General features: G+C 62.4%; 20 protein-coding genes and 1 tRNA gene. 17 read left to right on the top strand and 4 right to left on the bottom strand.

The window, feature by feature from the left end; all coding sequences use genetic code 11:
• The first annotated feature begins 5 nt into the window (after nt 1-5).
• The 17 genes from rplX (at nt 6) to CK620_RS07125 (ending at nt 8,911) form a co-directional block, all read left to right on the top strand.
• Nucleotides 6-338 carry a 50S ribosomal protein L24 gene (gene rplX, locus CK620_RS14055; protein ID WP_172424579.1) on the top strand — a complete coding sequence of 111 codons (333 nt, stop codon included), beginning with the start codon at nt 6-8 and terminating at the stop codon, nt 336-338.
• Nucleotides 339-878 (top strand): 50S ribosomal protein L5, encoded by a 540-nt coding sequence (gene rplE, locus CK620_RS14050; RefSeq protein WP_095557455.1) that lies wholly within the window; start codon nt 339-341, stop codon nt 876-878.
• Nucleotides 879-886: 8 nt separating this feature from the next.
• Nucleotides 887-1,192, top strand: a complete 306-nt coding sequence (rpsN, locus tag CK620_RS07195) for a 30S ribosomal protein S14 (RefSeq protein ID WP_095539505.1) — start codon at nt 887-889, stop codon at nt 1,190-1,192.
• A 20-nt stretch (nt 1,193-1,212) separates the two neighbouring features.
• Nucleotides 1,213-1,608 (top strand): 30S ribosomal protein S8, encoded by a 396-nt coding sequence (gene rpsH, locus CK620_RS07190; RefSeq protein WP_095539504.1) that lies wholly within the window; start codon nt 1,213-1,215, stop codon nt 1,606-1,608.
• Nucleotides 1,609-1,631: 23 nt separating this feature from the next.
• A complete protein-coding gene (rplF, locus tag CK620_RS07185) occupies nt 1,632-2,165 on the top strand; it encodes a 50S ribosomal protein L6 (protein ID WP_095541441.1) in 534 nt (177 codons plus the stop codon).
• 11 nt (nt 2,166-2,176) lie between these two features.
• Nucleotides 2,177-2,530, top strand: a complete 354-nt coding sequence (gene rplR / locus CK620_RS07180; RefSeq protein ID WP_095549730.1) for a 50S ribosomal protein L18 — start codon at nt 2,177-2,179, stop codon at nt 2,528-2,530.
• Nucleotides 2,531-2,545: 15 nt separating this feature from the next.
• Entirely contained in the window at nt 2,546-3,067 is a 522-nt protein-coding gene (rpsE, locus tag CK620_RS07175) for a 30S ribosomal protein S5 (RefSeq protein ID WP_095549729.1), read from the top strand.
• 14 nt (nt 3,068-3,081) lie between these two features.
• Complete coding sequence (gene rpmD / locus CK620_RS07170) at nt 3,082-3,264, top strand: 50S ribosomal protein L30 (RefSeq protein ID WP_095539500.1); 183 nt, start codon at nt 3,082-3,084, stop codon at nt 3,262-3,264.
• Between the two features lie 10 nt (nt 3,265-3,274).
• Entirely contained in the window at nt 3,275-3,706 is a 432-nt protein-coding gene (gene rplO, locus CK620_RS07165) for a 50S ribosomal protein L15 (RefSeq protein WP_095539684.1), read from the top strand.
• A 159-nt stretch (nt 3,707-3,865) separates the two neighbouring features.
• Complete coding sequence (gene secY, locus CK620_RS07160) at nt 3,866-5,191, top strand: preprotein translocase subunit SecY (RefSeq protein WP_095549911.1); 1,326 nt, start codon at nt 3,866-3,868, stop codon at nt 5,189-5,191.
• Nucleotides 5,192-5,268: 77 nt separating this feature from the next.
• Nucleotides 5,269-5,382 carry a 50S ribosomal protein L36 gene (gene rpmJ, locus CK620_RS07155; protein ID WP_084824836.1) on the top strand — a complete coding sequence of 38 codons (114 nt, stop codon included), beginning with the start codon at nt 5,269-5,271 and terminating at the stop codon, nt 5,380-5,382.
• Between the two features lie 17 nt (nt 5,383-5,399).
• Complete coding sequence (gene rpsM, locus CK620_RS07150) at nt 5,400-5,753, top strand: 30S ribosomal protein S13 (RefSeq protein WP_095539499.1); 354 nt, start codon at nt 5,400-5,402, stop codon at nt 5,751-5,753.
• Between the two features lie 153 nt (nt 5,754-5,906).
• Nucleotides 5,907-6,305, top strand: coding sequence for a 30S ribosomal protein S11 (gene rpsK / locus CK620_RS07145; protein WP_095539498.1), 399 nt, complete (start codon nt 5,907-5,909; stop codon nt 6,303-6,305).
• Nucleotides 6,306-6,402: 97 nt separating this feature from the next.
• The gene (rpsD, locus tag CK620_RS07140; protein WP_095539497.1) at nt 6,403-7,026 is read left to right on the top strand and encodes a 30S ribosomal protein S4; all 624 of its coding nucleotides are present in this window, start codon (nt 6,403-6,405) and stop codon (nt 7,024-7,026) included.
• Between the two features lie 207 nt (nt 7,027-7,233).
• On the top strand, nt 7,234-8,220 hold the full coding sequence (locus tag CK620_RS07135; RefSeq protein ID WP_095539496.1) for a DNA-directed RNA polymerase subunit alpha: 987 nt from the start codon (nt 7,234-7,236) through the stop codon (nt 8,218-8,220).
• 188 nt (nt 8,221-8,408) lie between these two features.
• Nucleotides 8,409-8,810, top strand: a complete 402-nt coding sequence (rplQ, locus tag CK620_RS07130) for a 50S ribosomal protein L17 (protein WP_095539495.1) — start codon at nt 8,409-8,411, stop codon at nt 8,808-8,810.
• Nucleotides 8,811-8,834: 24 nt separating this feature from the next.
• A tRNA-Met gene (locus CK620_RS07125) sits at nt 8,835-8,911 on the top strand.
• A 323-nt stretch (nt 8,912-9,234) separates the two neighbouring features.
• On the opposite strand, the gene CK620_RS07120 is transcribed toward CK620_RS07125, so the two are convergent.
• From CK620_RS07120 to CK620_RS07105, 4 genes are all read right to left on the bottom strand, one after another.
• On the bottom strand, nt 9,235-11,901 hold the full coding sequence (locus tag CK620_RS07120) for a DUF7657 domain-containing protein (RefSeq protein WP_143325993.1): 2,667 nt from the start codon (nt 11,899-11,901) through the stop codon (nt 9,235-9,237).
• A gap of 120 nt (nt 11,902-12,021) precedes the next feature.
• The gene (locus tag CK620_RS07115) at nt 12,022-12,921 is read right to left on the bottom strand and encodes an SAM-dependent methyltransferase (RefSeq protein ID WP_238946056.1); all 900 of its coding nucleotides are present in this window, start codon (nt 12,919-12,921) and stop codon (nt 12,022-12,024) included.
• A 45-nt stretch (nt 12,922-12,966) separates the two neighbouring features.
• A complete protein-coding gene (locus CK620_RS07110; protein ID WP_095549727.1) occupies nt 12,967-14,259 on the bottom strand; it encodes an ABC transporter ATP-binding protein in 1,293 nt (430 codons plus the stop codon).
• Nucleotides 14,256-15,056: an ABC transporter permease gene (locus tag CK620_RS07105; protein WP_095549726.1), complete on the bottom strand. Its 801-nt coding sequence runs from the start codon at nt 15,054-15,056 to the stop codon at nt 14,256-14,258. Before CK620_RS07105 ends, CK620_RS07110 begins: the two co-directional genes overlap by 4 nt.
• Nucleotides 15,057-15,103 lie beyond the last annotated feature (47 nt).

Below are 15,103 nucleotides of genomic sequence, written 5' to 3'. Positions count from 1 at the left end.
GTGGCATGAACAAGATTCGCAAGGGCGATGAAGTCATCGTGTTGACCGGTCGCGACAAGGGCAAGCGCGGTGTGGTGCTGTCCCGCAAGGATGAGAGCTATCTGATCGTCGAGGGTGTCAATGTGGTCAAGAAGCACGTGCGACCCAACCCGATGAAGGGTGAGATGGGTGGCATCGTGGACAAGACCATGCCCATCCATCAGTCCAATGTGGCGATCTACAACCCCGCGACCGGCAAGGCCGATCGCGTGGCGATCAAGGTGGATTTGTCGGCGGACAAGGGTGCGCGCCGTGTGCGCGTGTTCCGCTCCAGCGGTGAAGCGATCAAGGTGGCATAAATGGCGCGTCTGCAACAGTTCTATCGTGAAAAAGTCGTCGGCGACCTGACCAAGCAATTTGGCTACAAGTCGGTCATGGAAGTGCCGCGCATCACCAAAATCACCCTGAACATGGGTGTGGGCGAAGCGGTGGCCGACAAGAAGATCATGGAAAACGCCGTGGCCGATCTGACCAAGATCGCCGGCCAGAAGCCTGTGGTGACCAAGGCGCGCAAGGCTATTGCGGGCTTCAAGATCCGCGAAGGCCAGCCCATCGGCTGCATGGTGACGCTGCGTGGCGTGCGCATGTACGAATTCCTTGATCGCTTCGTGACCATTGCGCTGCCGCGCGTGCGCGACTTCCGTGGTATTTCGGGCAAGTCCTTCGACGGCCGTGGCAACTACAACGTGGGCGTCAAAGAGCAGATCATCTTCCCCGAGATCGAGTACGACAAGGTGGATGCGCTGCGTGGCCTGAACATCAGCATCACGACCACAGCCAAGACGGACGAGGAAGCCAAGGCGCTGTTGGCTGCGTTCCGTTTCCCGTTCAAGAATTGAGGTGCAGTGTGGCTAAAAAAGCATTGATTGAAAGAGAGCTCAAGCGCACGAAGCTGGTGGCCAAGTACGCTGCCAAGCGCGCCGAACTGAAGGCCATCGTCGATGACGCCAAGCGCAGCGACGAAGAGCGTTACCAGGCTCGCCTGGCGCTGCAGAAGCTGCCGCGCAACGCCAATCCGACGCGCCAGCGCAATCGTTGCGAAATGACGGGGCGTCCGCGTGGCACCTTCCGCCAGTTTGGTCTGGCACGTGCCAAGGTGCGCGAGCTGGCCATGTCGGGCGATATCCCCGGTGTCATCAAGGCAAGCTGGTAAGCAGACGGGAGTAATGAATCATGAGCATGAGTGATCCTATCGCCGACTTGTTGACCCGCATCCGCAATGCGCAAATGGTCTCCAAGCCTTCCGTGACGGTTCCTTCCTCCAAGCTCAAGCAGGCCATCCTGCAGGTGCTCAAGGACGAAGGCTATATCGACGGTTTCGAAGTTGTGCGCGATGGCGCCAAGGCCGACATCCGCGTCGATCTCAAATACTACGCAGGCCGTCCGGTGATCGAGCGCATCGAGCGCGTCAGCAAGCCGGGTCTGCGTGTCTACAAGCCCAGCAAGTCCATTCCGCAGGTGATGAATGGTCTGGGTGTGGCCATCGTGACCACGCCCAAAGGCGTGATGACCGATCGCAAAGCCCGTGCCGCCGGTGTCGGTGGCGAGGTGCTGTGCTTCGTGGCTTGATGTGCAATTGGAGGAATATTGAAATGTCTCGAGTTGCAAAAACACCTGTGGTGATCCCTTCTGGCGTCGAAGTGACGATCAAGGATGGTCAGATTGCTGTCAAGGGTTCTGGCGGCCAGCTGTCTGTGGCCGATAACGCACAGGTCAAGATCAGCCAGGATGGTGGCGTGCTGACGTTCGCCCCTGCCAACGAGTCGCGCGAGGCCGATGCCCTGGCAGGTACGCTGCGTCAGCTGGTCAACAACATGGTGGTCGGTGTCTCCAAGGGTTTTGAGCGCAAGCTCAACCTGGTAGGCGTGGGCTTCAAGGCTGCTGTCAGCGGCAACAAGCTCAATCTGGCCGTGGGTTTCTCGCATCCGGTCGAATTCGATCTGCCCGAAGGCGTGACGGCGGCAACGCCCACGCCCACCGAGATTGTGCTCAAGAGCGCGAACAAGCAGGTGCTGGGTCAGTTCGCTGCCGTTGTGCGTGAAGTGCGCCCCCCCGAGCCCTACAAGGGCAAGGGCATCCGCTATTCGGATGAAGTGGTCACGATCAAGGAAACCAAGAAGAAATAAGGGGCTGCAAGATGTTGAACAAGAAAGAACAGCGTTTGCGCCGTGCCCGTCAAACCCGCGTACGCATTGCCAAGCAAGGCGTCGCACGCCTGACGGTGCATCGTACCAACCAGCATATCTATGCCACCGTGATCTCCGAGGATGGCGCCAAGGTCGTGGCCACGGCATCCTCGCTCGAAGGCGAGCTGCGCGGCTCCGTCAAGGGCGGTAGCGCCGAAGGCGCCACTGCTGTGGGCAAGCGCATTGCCGAGAAGGCCAAGGCCGCCGGTGTCGAGAAAGTGGCGTTCGATCGCGCTGGCTTTGCATACCACGGCCGTGTGAAGGCGCTGGCGGAAGCCGCGCGCGAAGCAGGCTTGCAGTTCTGATTGAGGCGAATGGCAATGGCAACCAAAAACCAAGCAAAAATGCAAGACGACAGCCGTGATGACGGCATGAAGGAGAAGATGATCTCCGTCAACCGCACCACCAAGGTGGTCAAGGGCGGTCGTATTCTGGGCTTTGCTGCGCTGTCCGTCGTGGGTGACGGCGATGGCCGCATTGGCATGGGCAAGGGCAAGTCCAAGGAAGTGCCCTCGGCTGTGCAGAAGTCCATGGAAGAAGCGCGCCGCAACATGATCAAGGTCTCGCTGAAGAACGGCACGCTGCACCATGGCGTGCATGGTCAGCACGGTGCTGCGCGCGTCATGCTCGCGCCGGCCCCGAAGGGCACTGGCATCATCGCCGGCGGCCCGATGCGCGCCGTGTTCGAAGTGGTCGGCATCACCGACATCGTGGCCAAGAGCCACGGTTCGAGCAATCCCTACAACATGGTTCGCGCCACCCTGGATGCGCTCAAGCGCTCGACGACGCCGGCAGAAATCGCCGCCAAGCGTGGCCTGTCGGTCGAAGACCTGCTGGCCTGAGAGAGGTGCACACGATGTCTACAAACCAAACCATCAAGGTTCAACTGGTTCGCAGCCCGATTGGTACGAATCAATCGCACCGCGCCACGGTGCGCGGCCTGGGCCTGCGCAGGCTCAACAGCGTCAGTGAACTCAAGGACACGCCCGAAGTGCGTGGAATGATTAACAAGATCAGCTATCTGGTCCGAGTCCTCTAAGGGGTGGATGATGCAACTCAATACCATCAAGCCCGCAGCGGGAGCCAAGCATGCCAAGCGCCGTGTCGGTCGCGGCATTGGCTCTGGCCTGGGCAAGACAGCAGGCCGCGGTCACAAGGGTCAGAAATCCCGCGCCGGCGGCTACCACAAGGTCGGTTTTGAAGGTGGCCAGATGCCGCTGCAACGCCGCCTGCCCAAGCGCGGCTTCAAGTCCACGACGCTGAAGTTCAATGCCGAGGTCACACTCGCCGAACTGGAGCGCCTGGGTGCCGCCGAGGTCGATATCCTGGTGCTCAAGCAGGCCGGTCTGGTGCGCTCCATCGCCAAGGTGGTCAAAGTGGTCAAGTCCGGTGAGTTGACCCGGGCTGTTAAGCTGACAGGCATTGGCGCCACGGCCGGGGCAAAGGCTGCGATCGAAGCTGCCGGCGGCTCGCTGGCCTGAATTGGCACATCTTGCGCGACAAGGCTGCAGTGACAGAGCCGGCCAGCGGCCGGCTCTGTCTGTGGGGTGTGGTTCTTCTGGTGTTTCCACAAGAAAGCCAGGCAGAGGCTGCACAGCACGGCTTGCACTGCATCGACCTACCATGAATGGGGCTTGATCTTGGCAACGAATTCCGCTCAATTGGCAAAACCCGGCAAATTTGCCGACCTGCGCCGCAGGTTGGTGTTTTTGCTGCTGGCGCTGGTGGTCTACCGCATCGGCACGCATGTGCCCGTGCCTGGGATCAATCCTGCGCGGCTTGAGGAGATGTTCTCGGGCTCGCAGGGCATCCTCGACCTCTTCAACATGTTCTCCGGTGGTGCATTGGAGCGTTTCTCGGTGCTTGCGCTGGGGATCATGCCCTACATCTCCGCATCGATCATCATTCAGCTGATGACCTATGTGGTGCCCGCACTGGTGTCCCTGAAAAAGGATGGAGAGGCAGGCCGGCGCAAGATCACGCAGTACACGCGCTATTTCACGCTGGTGCTGGCCTTGTTCCAGTCCATGGGTATTGCCGTGATGCTGGAGAGCCAGCCTGGTCTGGTGTTCAATCCAGGCCTGGGCTTCAAGGTCACGACGATGGTGTCGTTGACGGCAGGGACGCTGTTCATGATGTGGCTGGGCGAGCAGATCACCGAACGAGGCATCGGCAACGGGATCTCGATTCTGATTTTTGCTGGCATTGCCGCTGGCTTGCCCAGCGCCATTTCGGGGACGCTGGAGTTGGTTCGCACAGGTGCGATGCACATCGTCACGCTGCTGTTCATCATGGCCCTGGTGGTGCTGGTGACCTATTTCGTGGTTTTCGTCGAACGGGCGCAGCGCAAGATCCTGGTGAACTATGCGCGCCGTCAGGTCGGCAACAAGATGTACGCCAGCCCGGCATCGCACCTGCCGCTCAAGCTGAACATGGCAGGGGTGATTCCGCCGATTTTCGCCTCCTCGATCATTCTGTTGCCGGCCACCCTGGTGAGCTGGCTCAGCAGCGGCGAGTCGTCGAACTGGTTCATGCGCGGTCTGCGCGATGCGGCGGCCAAGCTCACGCCAGGGCAGCCCATCTATGTGCTGCTGCTGGCATCGGCGATCATCTTCTTCTGCTTCTTCTATACGGCGCTGGTGTTCAACAGCCGTGAAACGGCAGACAACCTGAAGAAGAGCGGCGCCTTCGTGCCCGGGATTCGTCCAGGCGAGCAAACGGCGAAATATATTGATAAAATCCTGGCCCGCTTGACGCTGGCAGGTGCAATCTATATCACTGCCGTCTGCCTCTTCCCCGAGTTCCTGACACTGAAGTACAACGTGCCGTTCTACTTTGGCGGTACCTCGTTGCTGATTCTGGTCGTCGTGACCATGGACTTCATGGCGCAGGTGCAGAACTATGTGGTGTCGCAGCAGTACGAGTCGCTGCTGAAAAAAGGCAACTTCAAGCTCACAGCCCGCTGAGGTGCTGTTGTCTTGAATGCCTGCATGCTCGGATTGGTTTTTGAGAATCTTGGCTTTTTGGATTTTGGGAGTTCGCAATGAAAGTTTCCGCTTCTGTGAAGAAGATGTGTAGAAATTGCAAGATCATTCGCCGCAATGGTGTGGTGCGCGTGATCTGCACAGACCTGCGCCACAAGCAGCGTCAGGGTTGAGGAATTAGAGGACGGTTATGGCACGTATTGCTGGTATCAACGTACCGCCGCACAAGCACACTGAGATCGGCTTGACGGCAATCTATGGCATCGGTCGCTCGCGCGCACGCAAGATCTGCGAGGCTGCAGGCATCGAGTATTCCAAAAAGGTCAAGGACCTGACGGATGCCGACCTGGAGAAGATCCGCGACCAGATCGCCCAGTTCACGATCGAGGGTGACCTGCGCCGTGAAACCACGATGAACATCAAGCGCCTGATGGATATCGGCTGCTATCGTGGCTTCCGTCATCGCCGTGGCCTGCCCATGCGTGGCCAGCGTACCCGCACCAATGCCCGCACCCGCAAGGGTCCGCGCAAGGGCGTCAAGTAATTACCTCGACCTTCCATTCTTGTTGCCGTCGCATGAGCAAACGCGGCGCAATATGTGCCGCACTGCTCAGAGTGCGGTATGTCCATCTTCAGTTTTTATGGGTGGGCAATAGGAATGGATCGCGATTCATCCAGTTGGCATTGAAGGAACACAATGGCTAAAGGCTCTTCCGCGTCGCAGCGTGTGCGCAAGAAAGTCCGCAAGAACATTGCGGATGGTGTTGCTCACATCCATGCATCGTTCAACAACACCATCATCACCATCACCGATCGCCAGGGCAACGCTCTGTCGTGGGCTTCCTCCGGTGGCCAGGGCTTCAAGGGCTCGCGCAAGTCGACCCCGTTTGCTGCCCAGGTTGCTTCCGAGGTGGCTGGCCGCGCCGCCATCGAGCACGGCATCAAGAATCTGGATGTGGAAATCAAGGGGCCTGGCCCCGGTCGCGAATCTTCGGTGCGCGCCTTGGGCGCCCTGGGCATTCGCATCACATCGATCTCCGATGTGACCCCGATTCCGCACAACGGCTGCCGCCCGCAAAAGCGCCGTCGCATCTAATCTCTTCGTCAAGACCACCGCCACCGTCGCTGCGCCAAGGCGCGTGTGGCTCCTGCATGGCTTTGGGCCATGCAGCAGTTGAATCAAAGGAAATCAAGTGGCACGTTATATTGGGCCCAAGGCCAAGCTGTCCCGCCGTGAAGGCACGGACCTGTTCCTCAAGAGCGCTCGCCGCTCCATTGCCGACAAGGCCAAGTTCGATACCAAGCCCGGCCAACATGGCCGCACTTCGGGTGCGCGCACTTCCGACTATGGCCTGCAGCTGCGTGAGAAGCAAAAGGTTCGCCGCATGTATGGCGTGCTGGAAAAGCAATTCCGCCGCTACTTCGCCGAGGCCGACCGCCGCCGTGGCAACACCGGCTCCAATCTGCTTTCGCTGCTGGAGTCGCGCCTGGACAACGTCGTTTACCGCATGGGCTTTGGCTCGACCCGTGCCGAGGCGCGCCAGCTGGTTTCGCACAAGGCGATCCTGGTCAATGGTCAGCCGGTGAACATTCCCTCCTACCAGGTCAAGGCCGGTGACGTGGTGGCTGTGCGTGAGAAGTCGCGCAACCAGGCCCGTGTGCAGGAAGCGCTGCAACTGGCACAGCAACTGGGCTTCCCGGGCTGGGTGGAAGTGGCTGTCGACAAGGCAGAGGGCACTTTCAAGAAGGCTCCCGATCGTGATGAGTTCGGTGCAGACATCAACGAATCGCTGATCGTCGAACTGTATTCGCGTTGATCCGGCCTGATTCATTCCATTTTTCGATGCAAGCATTGCTGCTGGAGCACCCGCCGGCCTTGGCCTGCCAATGTCTACAGCAACACTTCGTGTGCAGCCTTCATCGGGAAATGGAATCACTCATTTGAACCGCGACTCCGTTCGCGGTTTATTCGCTTCACCAGCCTTACCGGTGTAACGAGCCGGGGGTATTGACAGGAAGTAAATATGCAGACCAATTTGCTAAAGCCCAAGACCATCAGCGTGGAACAAATCGGCCACAACCGAGCCAAGGTCGAGCTCGAGCCGTTCGAGCGTGGCTATGGCCACACCTTGGGCAACGCGCTGCGCCGGGTCCTGCTGTCGTCGATGATTGGCTATGCACCCACCGAGGTCACGATCGCGGGCGTGCTGCACGAGTTCTCCAGCATCGATGGCATCCAAGAGGACGTGGTCGGCATCTTGCTGAACCTCAAGGGCGTGGTCTTCAAGCTGCACAACCGCGATGAAGTGACGCTGAGCCTGCGCAAGGACGGCGAAGGCGTGGTCACGGCGGCGGACATCCAGACGCCGCACGATGTGGAGATCGTGAACCCCGAGCACGTCATTGCCCACATGTCGCAAGGCGCCAAGCTGGATATGCAGATCAAGGTCGAGAAAGGCCGCGGCTATGTGCCCGGTACGGTGCGACGCTTTGGCGATGAGTCGAACAAGTCGATCGGTCGCATCGTGCTGGACGCCTCCTTCTCGCCGGTGCTGCGCGTCAACTACACAGTGGAAAACGCCCGTGTGGAGCAGCGCACCGACCTGGACAAGCTGGTCATGGAAATCGAGACCAATGGCGCGATCACGGCCGAAGATGCGGTGCGCACCTCGGCCAAGATCCTCGTGGAGCAACTGGCCGTGTTTGCACAGCTTGACGATGGCGATCTGGCCGCCTTCGATGCGCCTGCTGCCTCGCGCAGCGCCGCGACCTTCGACCCGATCCTGCTGCGTCCGGTGGACGAGCTGGAGCTGACGGTGCGTTCGGCCAACTGCCTCAAGGCCGAGAACATCTACTACATCGGCGATCTGATCCAGCGCACCGACAACGAGCTGCTCAAGACCCCGAATCTGGGGCGCAAATCGCTCAACGAGATCAAGGAAGTGCTGGCCTCGCGTGGCCTGACCCTGGGCATGAAGCTGGAGAACTGGCCGCCTGCTGGTCTCGAGTGATGCCTTGGGCAGCGGGCGAATGCTTGGGTGTGAAGGGCGCCGCGCCTGGCCCCCCTTCTCTATGCCTGCCGCTCAGCTAGGCCCAAAGGGCCTTTGGCCTTCCAGACAAATCTTTTTGACCTATCCCTGTTTTTGTTGCACCTGCGGGTACCTGATCCGGCCCGCAGCCATTTTGATAAGGAAACACTATGCGACACCGCAACGGACTTCGTAAATTGAATCGTACCAGCGCACATCGCCAAGCCATGCTGCGCAACATGAGCAATTCGCTCATTCATCATGAACTGATCAAGACCACCTTGCCCAAGGCCAAGGAACTGCGCCGTGTGGTCGAGCCCCTGATCACCCTGGCCAAGAACGACTCGGTGGCCAACCGCCGCCTGGCATTCAGCCGCTTGCGCGATCGTGAGGCCGTCACCAAGCTGTTTACCGAGCTGGGCCCGCGTTACAAGGCCCGTCCCGGTGGCTACACGCGCATCCTGAAAATGGGCTTCCGTGTGGGCGACAACGCCCCCATGGCGCTGATGGAGCTGGTCGACCGCCCCGAAGAGCAGGAAGAAATTTCTGCTGAAAAGCAAGCAGCAGAATAAAACGGTGCTATACTAGCGGCTTACCGCGCGATGGAGCAGCCTGGTAGCTCGTTGGGCTCATAACCCAAAGGTCGGAGGTTCAAATCCTCCTCGCGCAACCAAATGCAAGCAAGCCACACAAAAGTGTGGCTTGCTTTTTTTATGCATTGTTTGTCTGGTTGTCGCTTATCGGCCTGAATCGCAAGGAGTGCAAGTGATATGCGATGCGCTCGGGTTTGGCGTATTTGGAGTCAGCTCAAAATCTCTGCAAGCGAGCAGTCATGTGACCTGGGCGGCAGCCTGTGGTGCCGCACAAAGCCTGCGCGCTATGAGGAGATCGCAAGCCGCCCGCGCTGCTCAAAGGGGGATAGGCGACGGCTTTGCCCATTCCAAGCGCTTTTGTCCTCTCCGCTGGGATTTTGCGCATGTGGTTCTACATGCGGTTTCACTCAGCGCGCTGCACGGCAAACAGTACCCAGCCGTCTTGTGCACCATCCCTGGCCTGGCTGGGGCCGGCTTGCTTGGCCTGTTCCTGCAAGCTGGGGTTGGCCTGCAGTTGCTGTGCGTCGCGCCAGTTGGCCAATACGGCGTCGATGGGCAGCAGACGGAAATCGAAGCGCTCCGCATCCAAGCGCAGCTCGACCCGATCCATGTTTGGTGCCGCAGCGCTCCAGCCGCCAGCTGCTGTGGGTTGGGGCTTTAGCACGATATGCAGGTGCTGGTAGCGGTTGTATTGCTCGCGCAGCTGCTGCTGTGGATCGAGTCTGTGCCAGAAGGCCAGCGGCGGCTCATAGAAGGTGGTGTTGAGCACTGCCACACCGCTGGCAGCCAGTGCGTTGGCCCAGGCGGGCTGACCCACCACGGCCAGCCTTGGGCCTGTTGTGTTGTTGCCTTGGGGCGATGAGGCTGTCGCGGCTGGCCAATCGCTTAGGGCCTGCTGCAAGGCGGGCGCTGGGCGCAGCTGGCTGGGCGCCAGGCCCAGTGGATTGAAGGGCAAGGCCGTGGCCAGCCCCCACAGGCAAAGCAAGGTCATGGCCTGCATGGTCTGGCCGCGCACCAACCAGGCTGCGATCAGGCCTGCCAGGGCGCAGATCAGCCACCAGCTGCCGGGCAGCAGCCAATCCTGGCTGGGTAGGGGTTGCATGCCCAGCAGCTGGTGCGTGTGCCAGGCAAAACCCAGGCCAGCCAGCAGCGCCAACCAGCGCGGAGCTTGTTGCCAGGCTTGGCCGGTCGTGGCCTGATTGGCTGGTGCAAGTAGCCATGCCAACACCAGGGCCTGGGCCAGGCCCAGTGCGATGTCGGTGCGGAATGCAGGCGCCAGGCTCCACAGCGAGGCCTTGCTCAGCCAGCCGGGCAGACCGATGAACATGTAGGCCAGCAGCCAGGCGATGAACAGCCACAACGCCAATGCAATGGCATCCACACGCCGCAAGGCCCAGCAGCGCAGCGCCGTGGCCAGGGCCAGCGGCGGCAACACATAGATATAGCCGCCCGAGTCACTGGGGATGGACCACAGCGACGAGGTGTGCAGCGTCACCAAGTTGGTCATGCCCTTGAGCAAGTGCCAGGGATCGACATAGCCGCCCAGGTCGGTGGAGCGCGCGCCGGGGTAGATGGTCTGGCGCAAGGCCTCGATGGCCGGGCGGCCTTCGCCCAGCCAGGCCAGCAGCAAGGCGGTGGCAGTCAGTGCTGCCAGCACGGCAGCCAGGGCCAGGCCCCGCCATTGCGGCGCTTGCAGCATGGGCAATTGGCGGCGTTGTTGCCAAACCCATGCCAGGCCCAACATCCCCATCAGATAGCCCAGAGGCACCTGCCAGGCGGGGTAAAGCAACAGCACCAGCGCCGCGCCGGCCCAGCCCAGGGCAATGGCGGCCAGCCCGGCCTGCACGGAGTTGTGGCTGCGCAGCAGCTGCTGGGCCGCCAGGGTAACGGCCGCAGCCAGGCCAATGGCATAGGCAGGCCAGCCCGACCAACTTACCGCATAGCCTGAGGCGCTGACGCTGGCAGCCAGCAGCGCCGCCTGCCGCCAGGGCAGGGCAAACGTGCGGCGCAGCAGCCACCACAGCGTGGCAAAGCACAGAAAGAATGGCAGCCACCAGGCCCAGGCCAGGGCCTGGCGCAGCGGCAGCAGGAAAAAGCCCCAGCTGGCAGGGCGCGCCAGGGCAGCCCAGTTGGCAATGGGCACGCCCGTCATGCCCACCACGTTCATGTTCTGGCCCGGCCAACCGTGCAAGGGGTTGATGCTCGGCCAGCGTGGCGTGGCGTGCGCCTGGCTGATGGCCAGTGGCGTGACCACCAGCCACTCGTCCGAGCGCACGGCCTGCGCCTGGCCGTAGAGCAGCTGGGCGTCGTGCGCTACCAGCGGTGCAGTGCGGTTGGCTTGCTCCAGCAACAGCGGCAGTGAGGAGCCCGTCCAGCCGGCGCCGACCAGCAGCGCCAGCGATGCCAGCAAGGCCAGGCCGAAGCGGCGTGCGCCTGTTGTATCGGCAGCCTGCGCGGTGCCAGCTTGTGTGGGCGGCTCTGCCAAGGGCTGGTCGGCGGCGCGGCGCGGGCGCTCCAGGCCCAGGCACCAGGCCAGCAGGGGCAGCGCCAGAGCCAGCCACAGCATCCAGCGCGCAGCGAGCGAGGCCTGCGCTGCGGGGGGGATGTCGATCTGTTCGCTGCCGTGCAGCGGCACCACATCAATGCGGCTGCCATCGGTGGCCAGCACCTGCATGCGCAGGCGCGCCGGGCCGGCGGCGATGTGCGCCGGGATGCGCACTGGCAAGGCAAAGCCGCTGCTTTGCCATAGGGCGCGGCCGGTGTGTTGGGCCACGCCGGGCCGGTCGAGGGCATAGCCCAGGCGGCCGGTGTAGATGGGGGTGTCGTCGACCCAGACGGTGGCTTGGGTGATGAAGGCGTTGCCGTGGTAGAGCCCGGCCCAGCCCGAGAGCGTCAGGCGCCGTTGGGCATCGAGCTGCACGCTCTCCAGAAAAGCCTGACCGGGCTGCAGCGGCGGTTGCTGTGCCTTGAGCGGGGCTGCTTGGCTGGCAGCTTCGGTGGCGATGCTGTCAGCAGGGGCTGTTGTTGCGCGGGCCTGCCCTGGCCCGATCAGCAATGCTAGTACCAGCATTAGGGCCATGAGCCAGCGCGCCGGCGGCAACGATCGGGCAGGCCGGTGGTGACCGTGGCCTGTGGCGGCGGGCATGCTCGGGTTGGCGCTGCACATGCGGCACATTGCTGCTCAGCTGTCTTAGCCTGCGGTCTGCGGCTTTTGCAGCACGAAGGCGTCTTGATGGCTCCAGAAGCAGGCCTCCTGGTGGCACAGCAGGCGGCTGCCGGGAAGGTGCTGCGCGATCTGCTGGCGTACGAACTGGCTGGAGGTGAAGGTCGTGCCGTACTCCTGGGCGTCGATGGCGTGCGATTCGCTGGAAGCAAAGAAGCGAAAGCCGCCCTCGTCGAGCTGGACGTTTTGCTTGCGCAGCGCCTCGGCGCCGTGGGTTGTGAAAATCAGCAGCCCGCCGGGTTGCACGGCAGCGTACAAATGTGCCAGCCAGGGGCTCCAGCGCGAAGCGGGCAAATGGCTGAACAGCGACAGCACGAACACCACATCCCACTGGCGCGGCCAGGCCAGGGCCTGCGGGTCGTTGCTGGAGACGAAACCGGCCACGCCAAAGGTCTGGCGGGCGAAGGCCACGGCATCGGGCACCACGTCCGAGACCGTCACGCGCGGCGCGCCCAGGGCCTTGACCAGATGCCGCGTAAAGCGCCCGTGGCCGCTGGCGAACTCCAGGAAGTGCTGCGTGCTTAGAAGCGGCTTGCCTGCGGCCTCCATCAACAGCATCAACTCCGCCAGCGTGCGCCAACCATCGGCGAAGTAGTCGCGCAGCGGGTTGATGGAGGTGGGGTGGCCGGCGAAGAAATGGAAGATATCGTCGGCGGGCGAGATCGTGCAGTCCAGCCCGGTCCAAGCGCCGAAAGCGCCATCGAGCCGGTGGCGCTCGATCAAATTGTGGGCCGCAAGCCGCGTGTCGGCATGGCCGCGGGCGGCGCCCAGGGCTTGGGCTGCGGCCGAAAGATCGCCGCGTTGCAGTGCGGCCTGGCCTTGCGCCAACAACTGTTGCGCGGCGCCGGGGTCGGTAATGGGCATCATGGCAATGGGTTTAGGGGGGCAACAGGAAAACCGCAAGCGCTGCGGTCAGGACCAATGGTGCGGCAGCTTGACCAGACCGGGCATCAGCGTGGGTGTGACGAAGCGAAAGTGTTTGAAGCGCAGCCACTCGTCGTAGACGACCAGGCCGCTGGCATCGAACAAAAAGGCGCTGATGACATATTGGCCACTGTGCAAGGGCAGATCGGGAAATGTCAGCACCGATTGCCAGCTGCCATCGGCGAGCTGGCGCGGCGCGGCACCCTCCTCGTGCGTGGCCAGCGAGGTAATGCCCACGCCCTTGGATTGCTCCAGCATGAAGCCGATGTTGGGGCGCTCATCGCCCTGGCCGCGCGCCGTGATGGTGACCACCAGATCGCGGCTTTGCAGCAGCGGGATCTCTTCGTGCGGATCGGTGTGGGCCATCACCACCGACAGCAGATGGGCAGCATTGGGCTCGGGCGCAGCCGCTGGTGTGTGCGCTGCACTGGGGGCCGCGGTGCCGGCCATGGCATCGGTGGCATCGGTAGGCGCAGCGGGTGCGGGTGGTGGCTCGGCCTGTTCTTGTTCGGCCTGCTGGCGCAGGCGGGTGTGCATTTCGTATGCGCCCAGCACGGGCTCGGTCGGGCCGAACTCCTTGATGCGCCCGCCATCGAGCCACATGGCCTGGTCGCACAGCGTGCGGATGTGGTAGGGGCTGTGCGAGCAGAACAGGATGGTGCAGCCTTGCTCCTTGAAGGCCATGATGCGCTCGACGCATTTTTTCTGGAACACCTGGTCGCCCACGGCCAGGGCCTCGTCGACGATCAGCACGTCCGGCGGCACGGCCGTCATCAGCGCAAAGGCCAGCCGCACCACCATGCCCGAGGAATAGGTCTTGACCGGGCGCTGCAGCGCATCGCCAAGCCCGGCAAAGGCGATGATTTCGGGCTCCAGCGCGCGCATTTGCTCATGGCTGATGCCAATCATGCTGCCGCCGAAATACAGGTTGTCGCGCCCGGTGAACTCCGGATGGAAGCCAGCGCCCAGCTCCAGGATGGCGGTGATGCGGCCCAGGCGCTCGATCTTCCCGGTCGAGGGCTGCAGCGTGCCAGCCAGCAGCTTGAGCAGCGAGCTCTTGCCTGCCCCGTTATCGCCGATGATGCCAATGCACTGGCCGCGGCGCAGCTCGAACGAGACATCGCGCAGCGCCCAGTGGCTGCGGTGGTAGGCGCGTCCGGTGAGCAAGGCTTTGAAGCGCTGGCGCGGCGAGTCGTAGAGCTTGTACTCCTTGCCGATACCGCTGGCGCGCAGCACGATGGCGCTGCTGCTGGGCTGGGTTTGGGCGGCGGCGCTGCTCATAGCCAGTCCACCAATTGATCGCGGCTGCGGCGCAGCACGGTATCGAGCAGCCAGGCCGCCAACAGCAGCCCCGCAGCCACGGCCGCCCAAATGCTGGCGGGTGGCCATTGTCCGCCCAGCAAAATATGCTGATAGCCCAGCACAAAAGGCGTCATCGGATTGAGCCAGAGCAGCCAGCGCCAGCGCTCGGGGAACATCGTCAGCGGAAACAGGATGGGCGCTGCGAATACGCCGATTGAAAACGCAAAGGTCACGATTTGCGCCACGTCGCGCAGCGCCGCCATCAGCATGGCCAACAAAAAGCCCAGCATCCAGGCCAGCAGCACCTGCAGCCCCACCAGCACGGGCAGCGCCAGCAGCGCGCTGCGGCCGTGGTGCTGCGGCCAGTAGGCCAGCGCCAGCAGCAGGAACAAGGGGATGTAGACCAGGGCGCTGGTGAGCACCGAGCGGGTCGGGAACAGCACTGGCGGCAGCGGGTTCTTCTGCAGCAGCCCACCCACGTCCACAAGACTGTGCATGGCGCGCTGGGTCATCTCGGCAAAGGCCATCCAGCCGACCATGCCCACGATCAGAAACGTGCCCACGCGCTCGGCCGGGGCGTGCTCGCCCAGGCGCATGGCAAACACCAGATCGAAGACGATGAAATAGCAGGCGATCGTCAAAATCGGCTGCACCCAGGCCCAGACGATGCCGCCGGCCGAGCCGGCAAAGCGCGCGGCCAATTCGCGCCGCGTGAGCACGCGCAGCAGTGAACGCATGCGCCAGAGCACGGTCAGATCCGAGAGCAGCGATTTCATGAGCACACAACCAGTGCCCTGGCAGGCATCCACAGATGCCGTCAGCC

The sequence above is a fragment of the Vandammella animalimorsus genome (genome assembly GCF_002285285.1).
Classification (GTDB): domain Bacteria; phylum Pseudomonadota; class Gammaproteobacteria; order Burkholderiales; family Burkholderiaceae_C; genus Lampropedia; species Lampropedia animalimorsus.
This window is presented reverse-complemented; position numbering and strand designations above follow the sequence as displayed.

What these genes read in the sequence shown, in the direction of transcription:
- CK620_RS07120 (WP_143325993.1), bottom strand. Translation starts at nt 11,901, where the DNA reads ATGCTGGTACTAGCATTGCTGATCGGGCCAGGGCAGGCCCGCGCAACA.
- rpmD (WP_095539500.1), top strand. Translation starts at nt 3,082, where the DNA reads ATGTCTACAAACCAAACCATCAAGGTTCAACTGGTTCGCAGCCCGATT.
- rplO (WP_095539684.1), top strand. Translation starts at nt 3,275, where the DNA reads ATGCAACTCAATACCATCAAGCCCGCAGCGGGAGCCAAGCATGCCAAG.
- rplF (WP_095541441.1), top strand. Translation starts at nt 1,632, where the DNA reads ATGTCTCGAGTTGCAAAAACACCTGTGGTGATCCCTTCTGGCGTCGAA.
- rpsH (WP_095539504.1), top strand. Translation starts at nt 1,213, where the DNA reads ATGAGCATGAGTGATCCTATCGCCGACTTGTTGACCCGCATCCGCAAT.
- rplE (WP_095557455.1), top strand. Translation starts at nt 339, where the DNA reads ATGGCGCGTCTGCAACAGTTCTATCGTGAAAAAGTCGTCGGCGACCTG.
- rpmJ (WP_084824836.1), top strand. Translation starts at nt 5,269, where the DNA reads ATGAAAGTTTCCGCTTCTGTGAAGAAGATGTGTAGAAATTGCAAGATC.
- CK620_RS07135 (WP_095539496.1), top strand. Translation starts at nt 7,234, where the DNA reads ATGCAGACCAATTTGCTAAAGCCCAAGACCATCAGCGTGGAACAAATC.
- rpsM (WP_095539499.1), top strand. Translation starts at nt 5,400, where the DNA reads ATGGCACGTATTGCTGGTATCAACGTACCGCCGCACAAGCACACTGAG.
- rpsE (WP_095549729.1), top strand. Translation starts at nt 2,546, where the DNA reads ATGGCAACCAAAAACCAAGCAAAAATGCAAGACGACAGCCGTGATGAC.
- rpsK (WP_095539498.1), top strand. Translation starts at nt 5,907, where the DNA reads ATGGCTAAAGGCTCTTCCGCGTCGCAGCGTGTGCGCAAGAAAGTCCGC.
- rplQ (WP_095539495.1), top strand. Translation starts at nt 8,409, where the DNA reads ATGCGACACCGCAACGGACTTCGTAAATTGAATCGTACCAGCGCACAT.
- CK620_RS07105 (WP_095549726.1), bottom strand. Translation starts at nt 15,056, where the DNA reads ATGAAATCGCTGCTCTCGGATCTGACCGTGCTCTGGCGCATGCGTTCA.
- rplX (WP_172424579.1), top strand. Translation starts at nt 6, where the DNA reads ATGAACAAGATTCGCAAGGGCGATGAAGTCATCGTGTTGACCGGTCGC.
- rplR (WP_095549730.1), top strand. Translation starts at nt 2,177, where the DNA reads ATGTTGAACAAGAAAGAACAGCGTTTGCGCCGTGCCCGTCAAACCCGC.
- CK620_RS07110 (WP_095549727.1), bottom strand. Translation starts at nt 14,259, where the DNA reads ATGAGCAGCGCCGCCGCCCAAACCCAGCCCAGCAGCAGCGCCATCGTG.
- CK620_RS07115 (WP_238946056.1), bottom strand. Translation starts at nt 12,921, where the DNA reads ATGATGCCCATTACCGACCCCGGCGCCGCGCAACAGTTGTTGGCGCAA.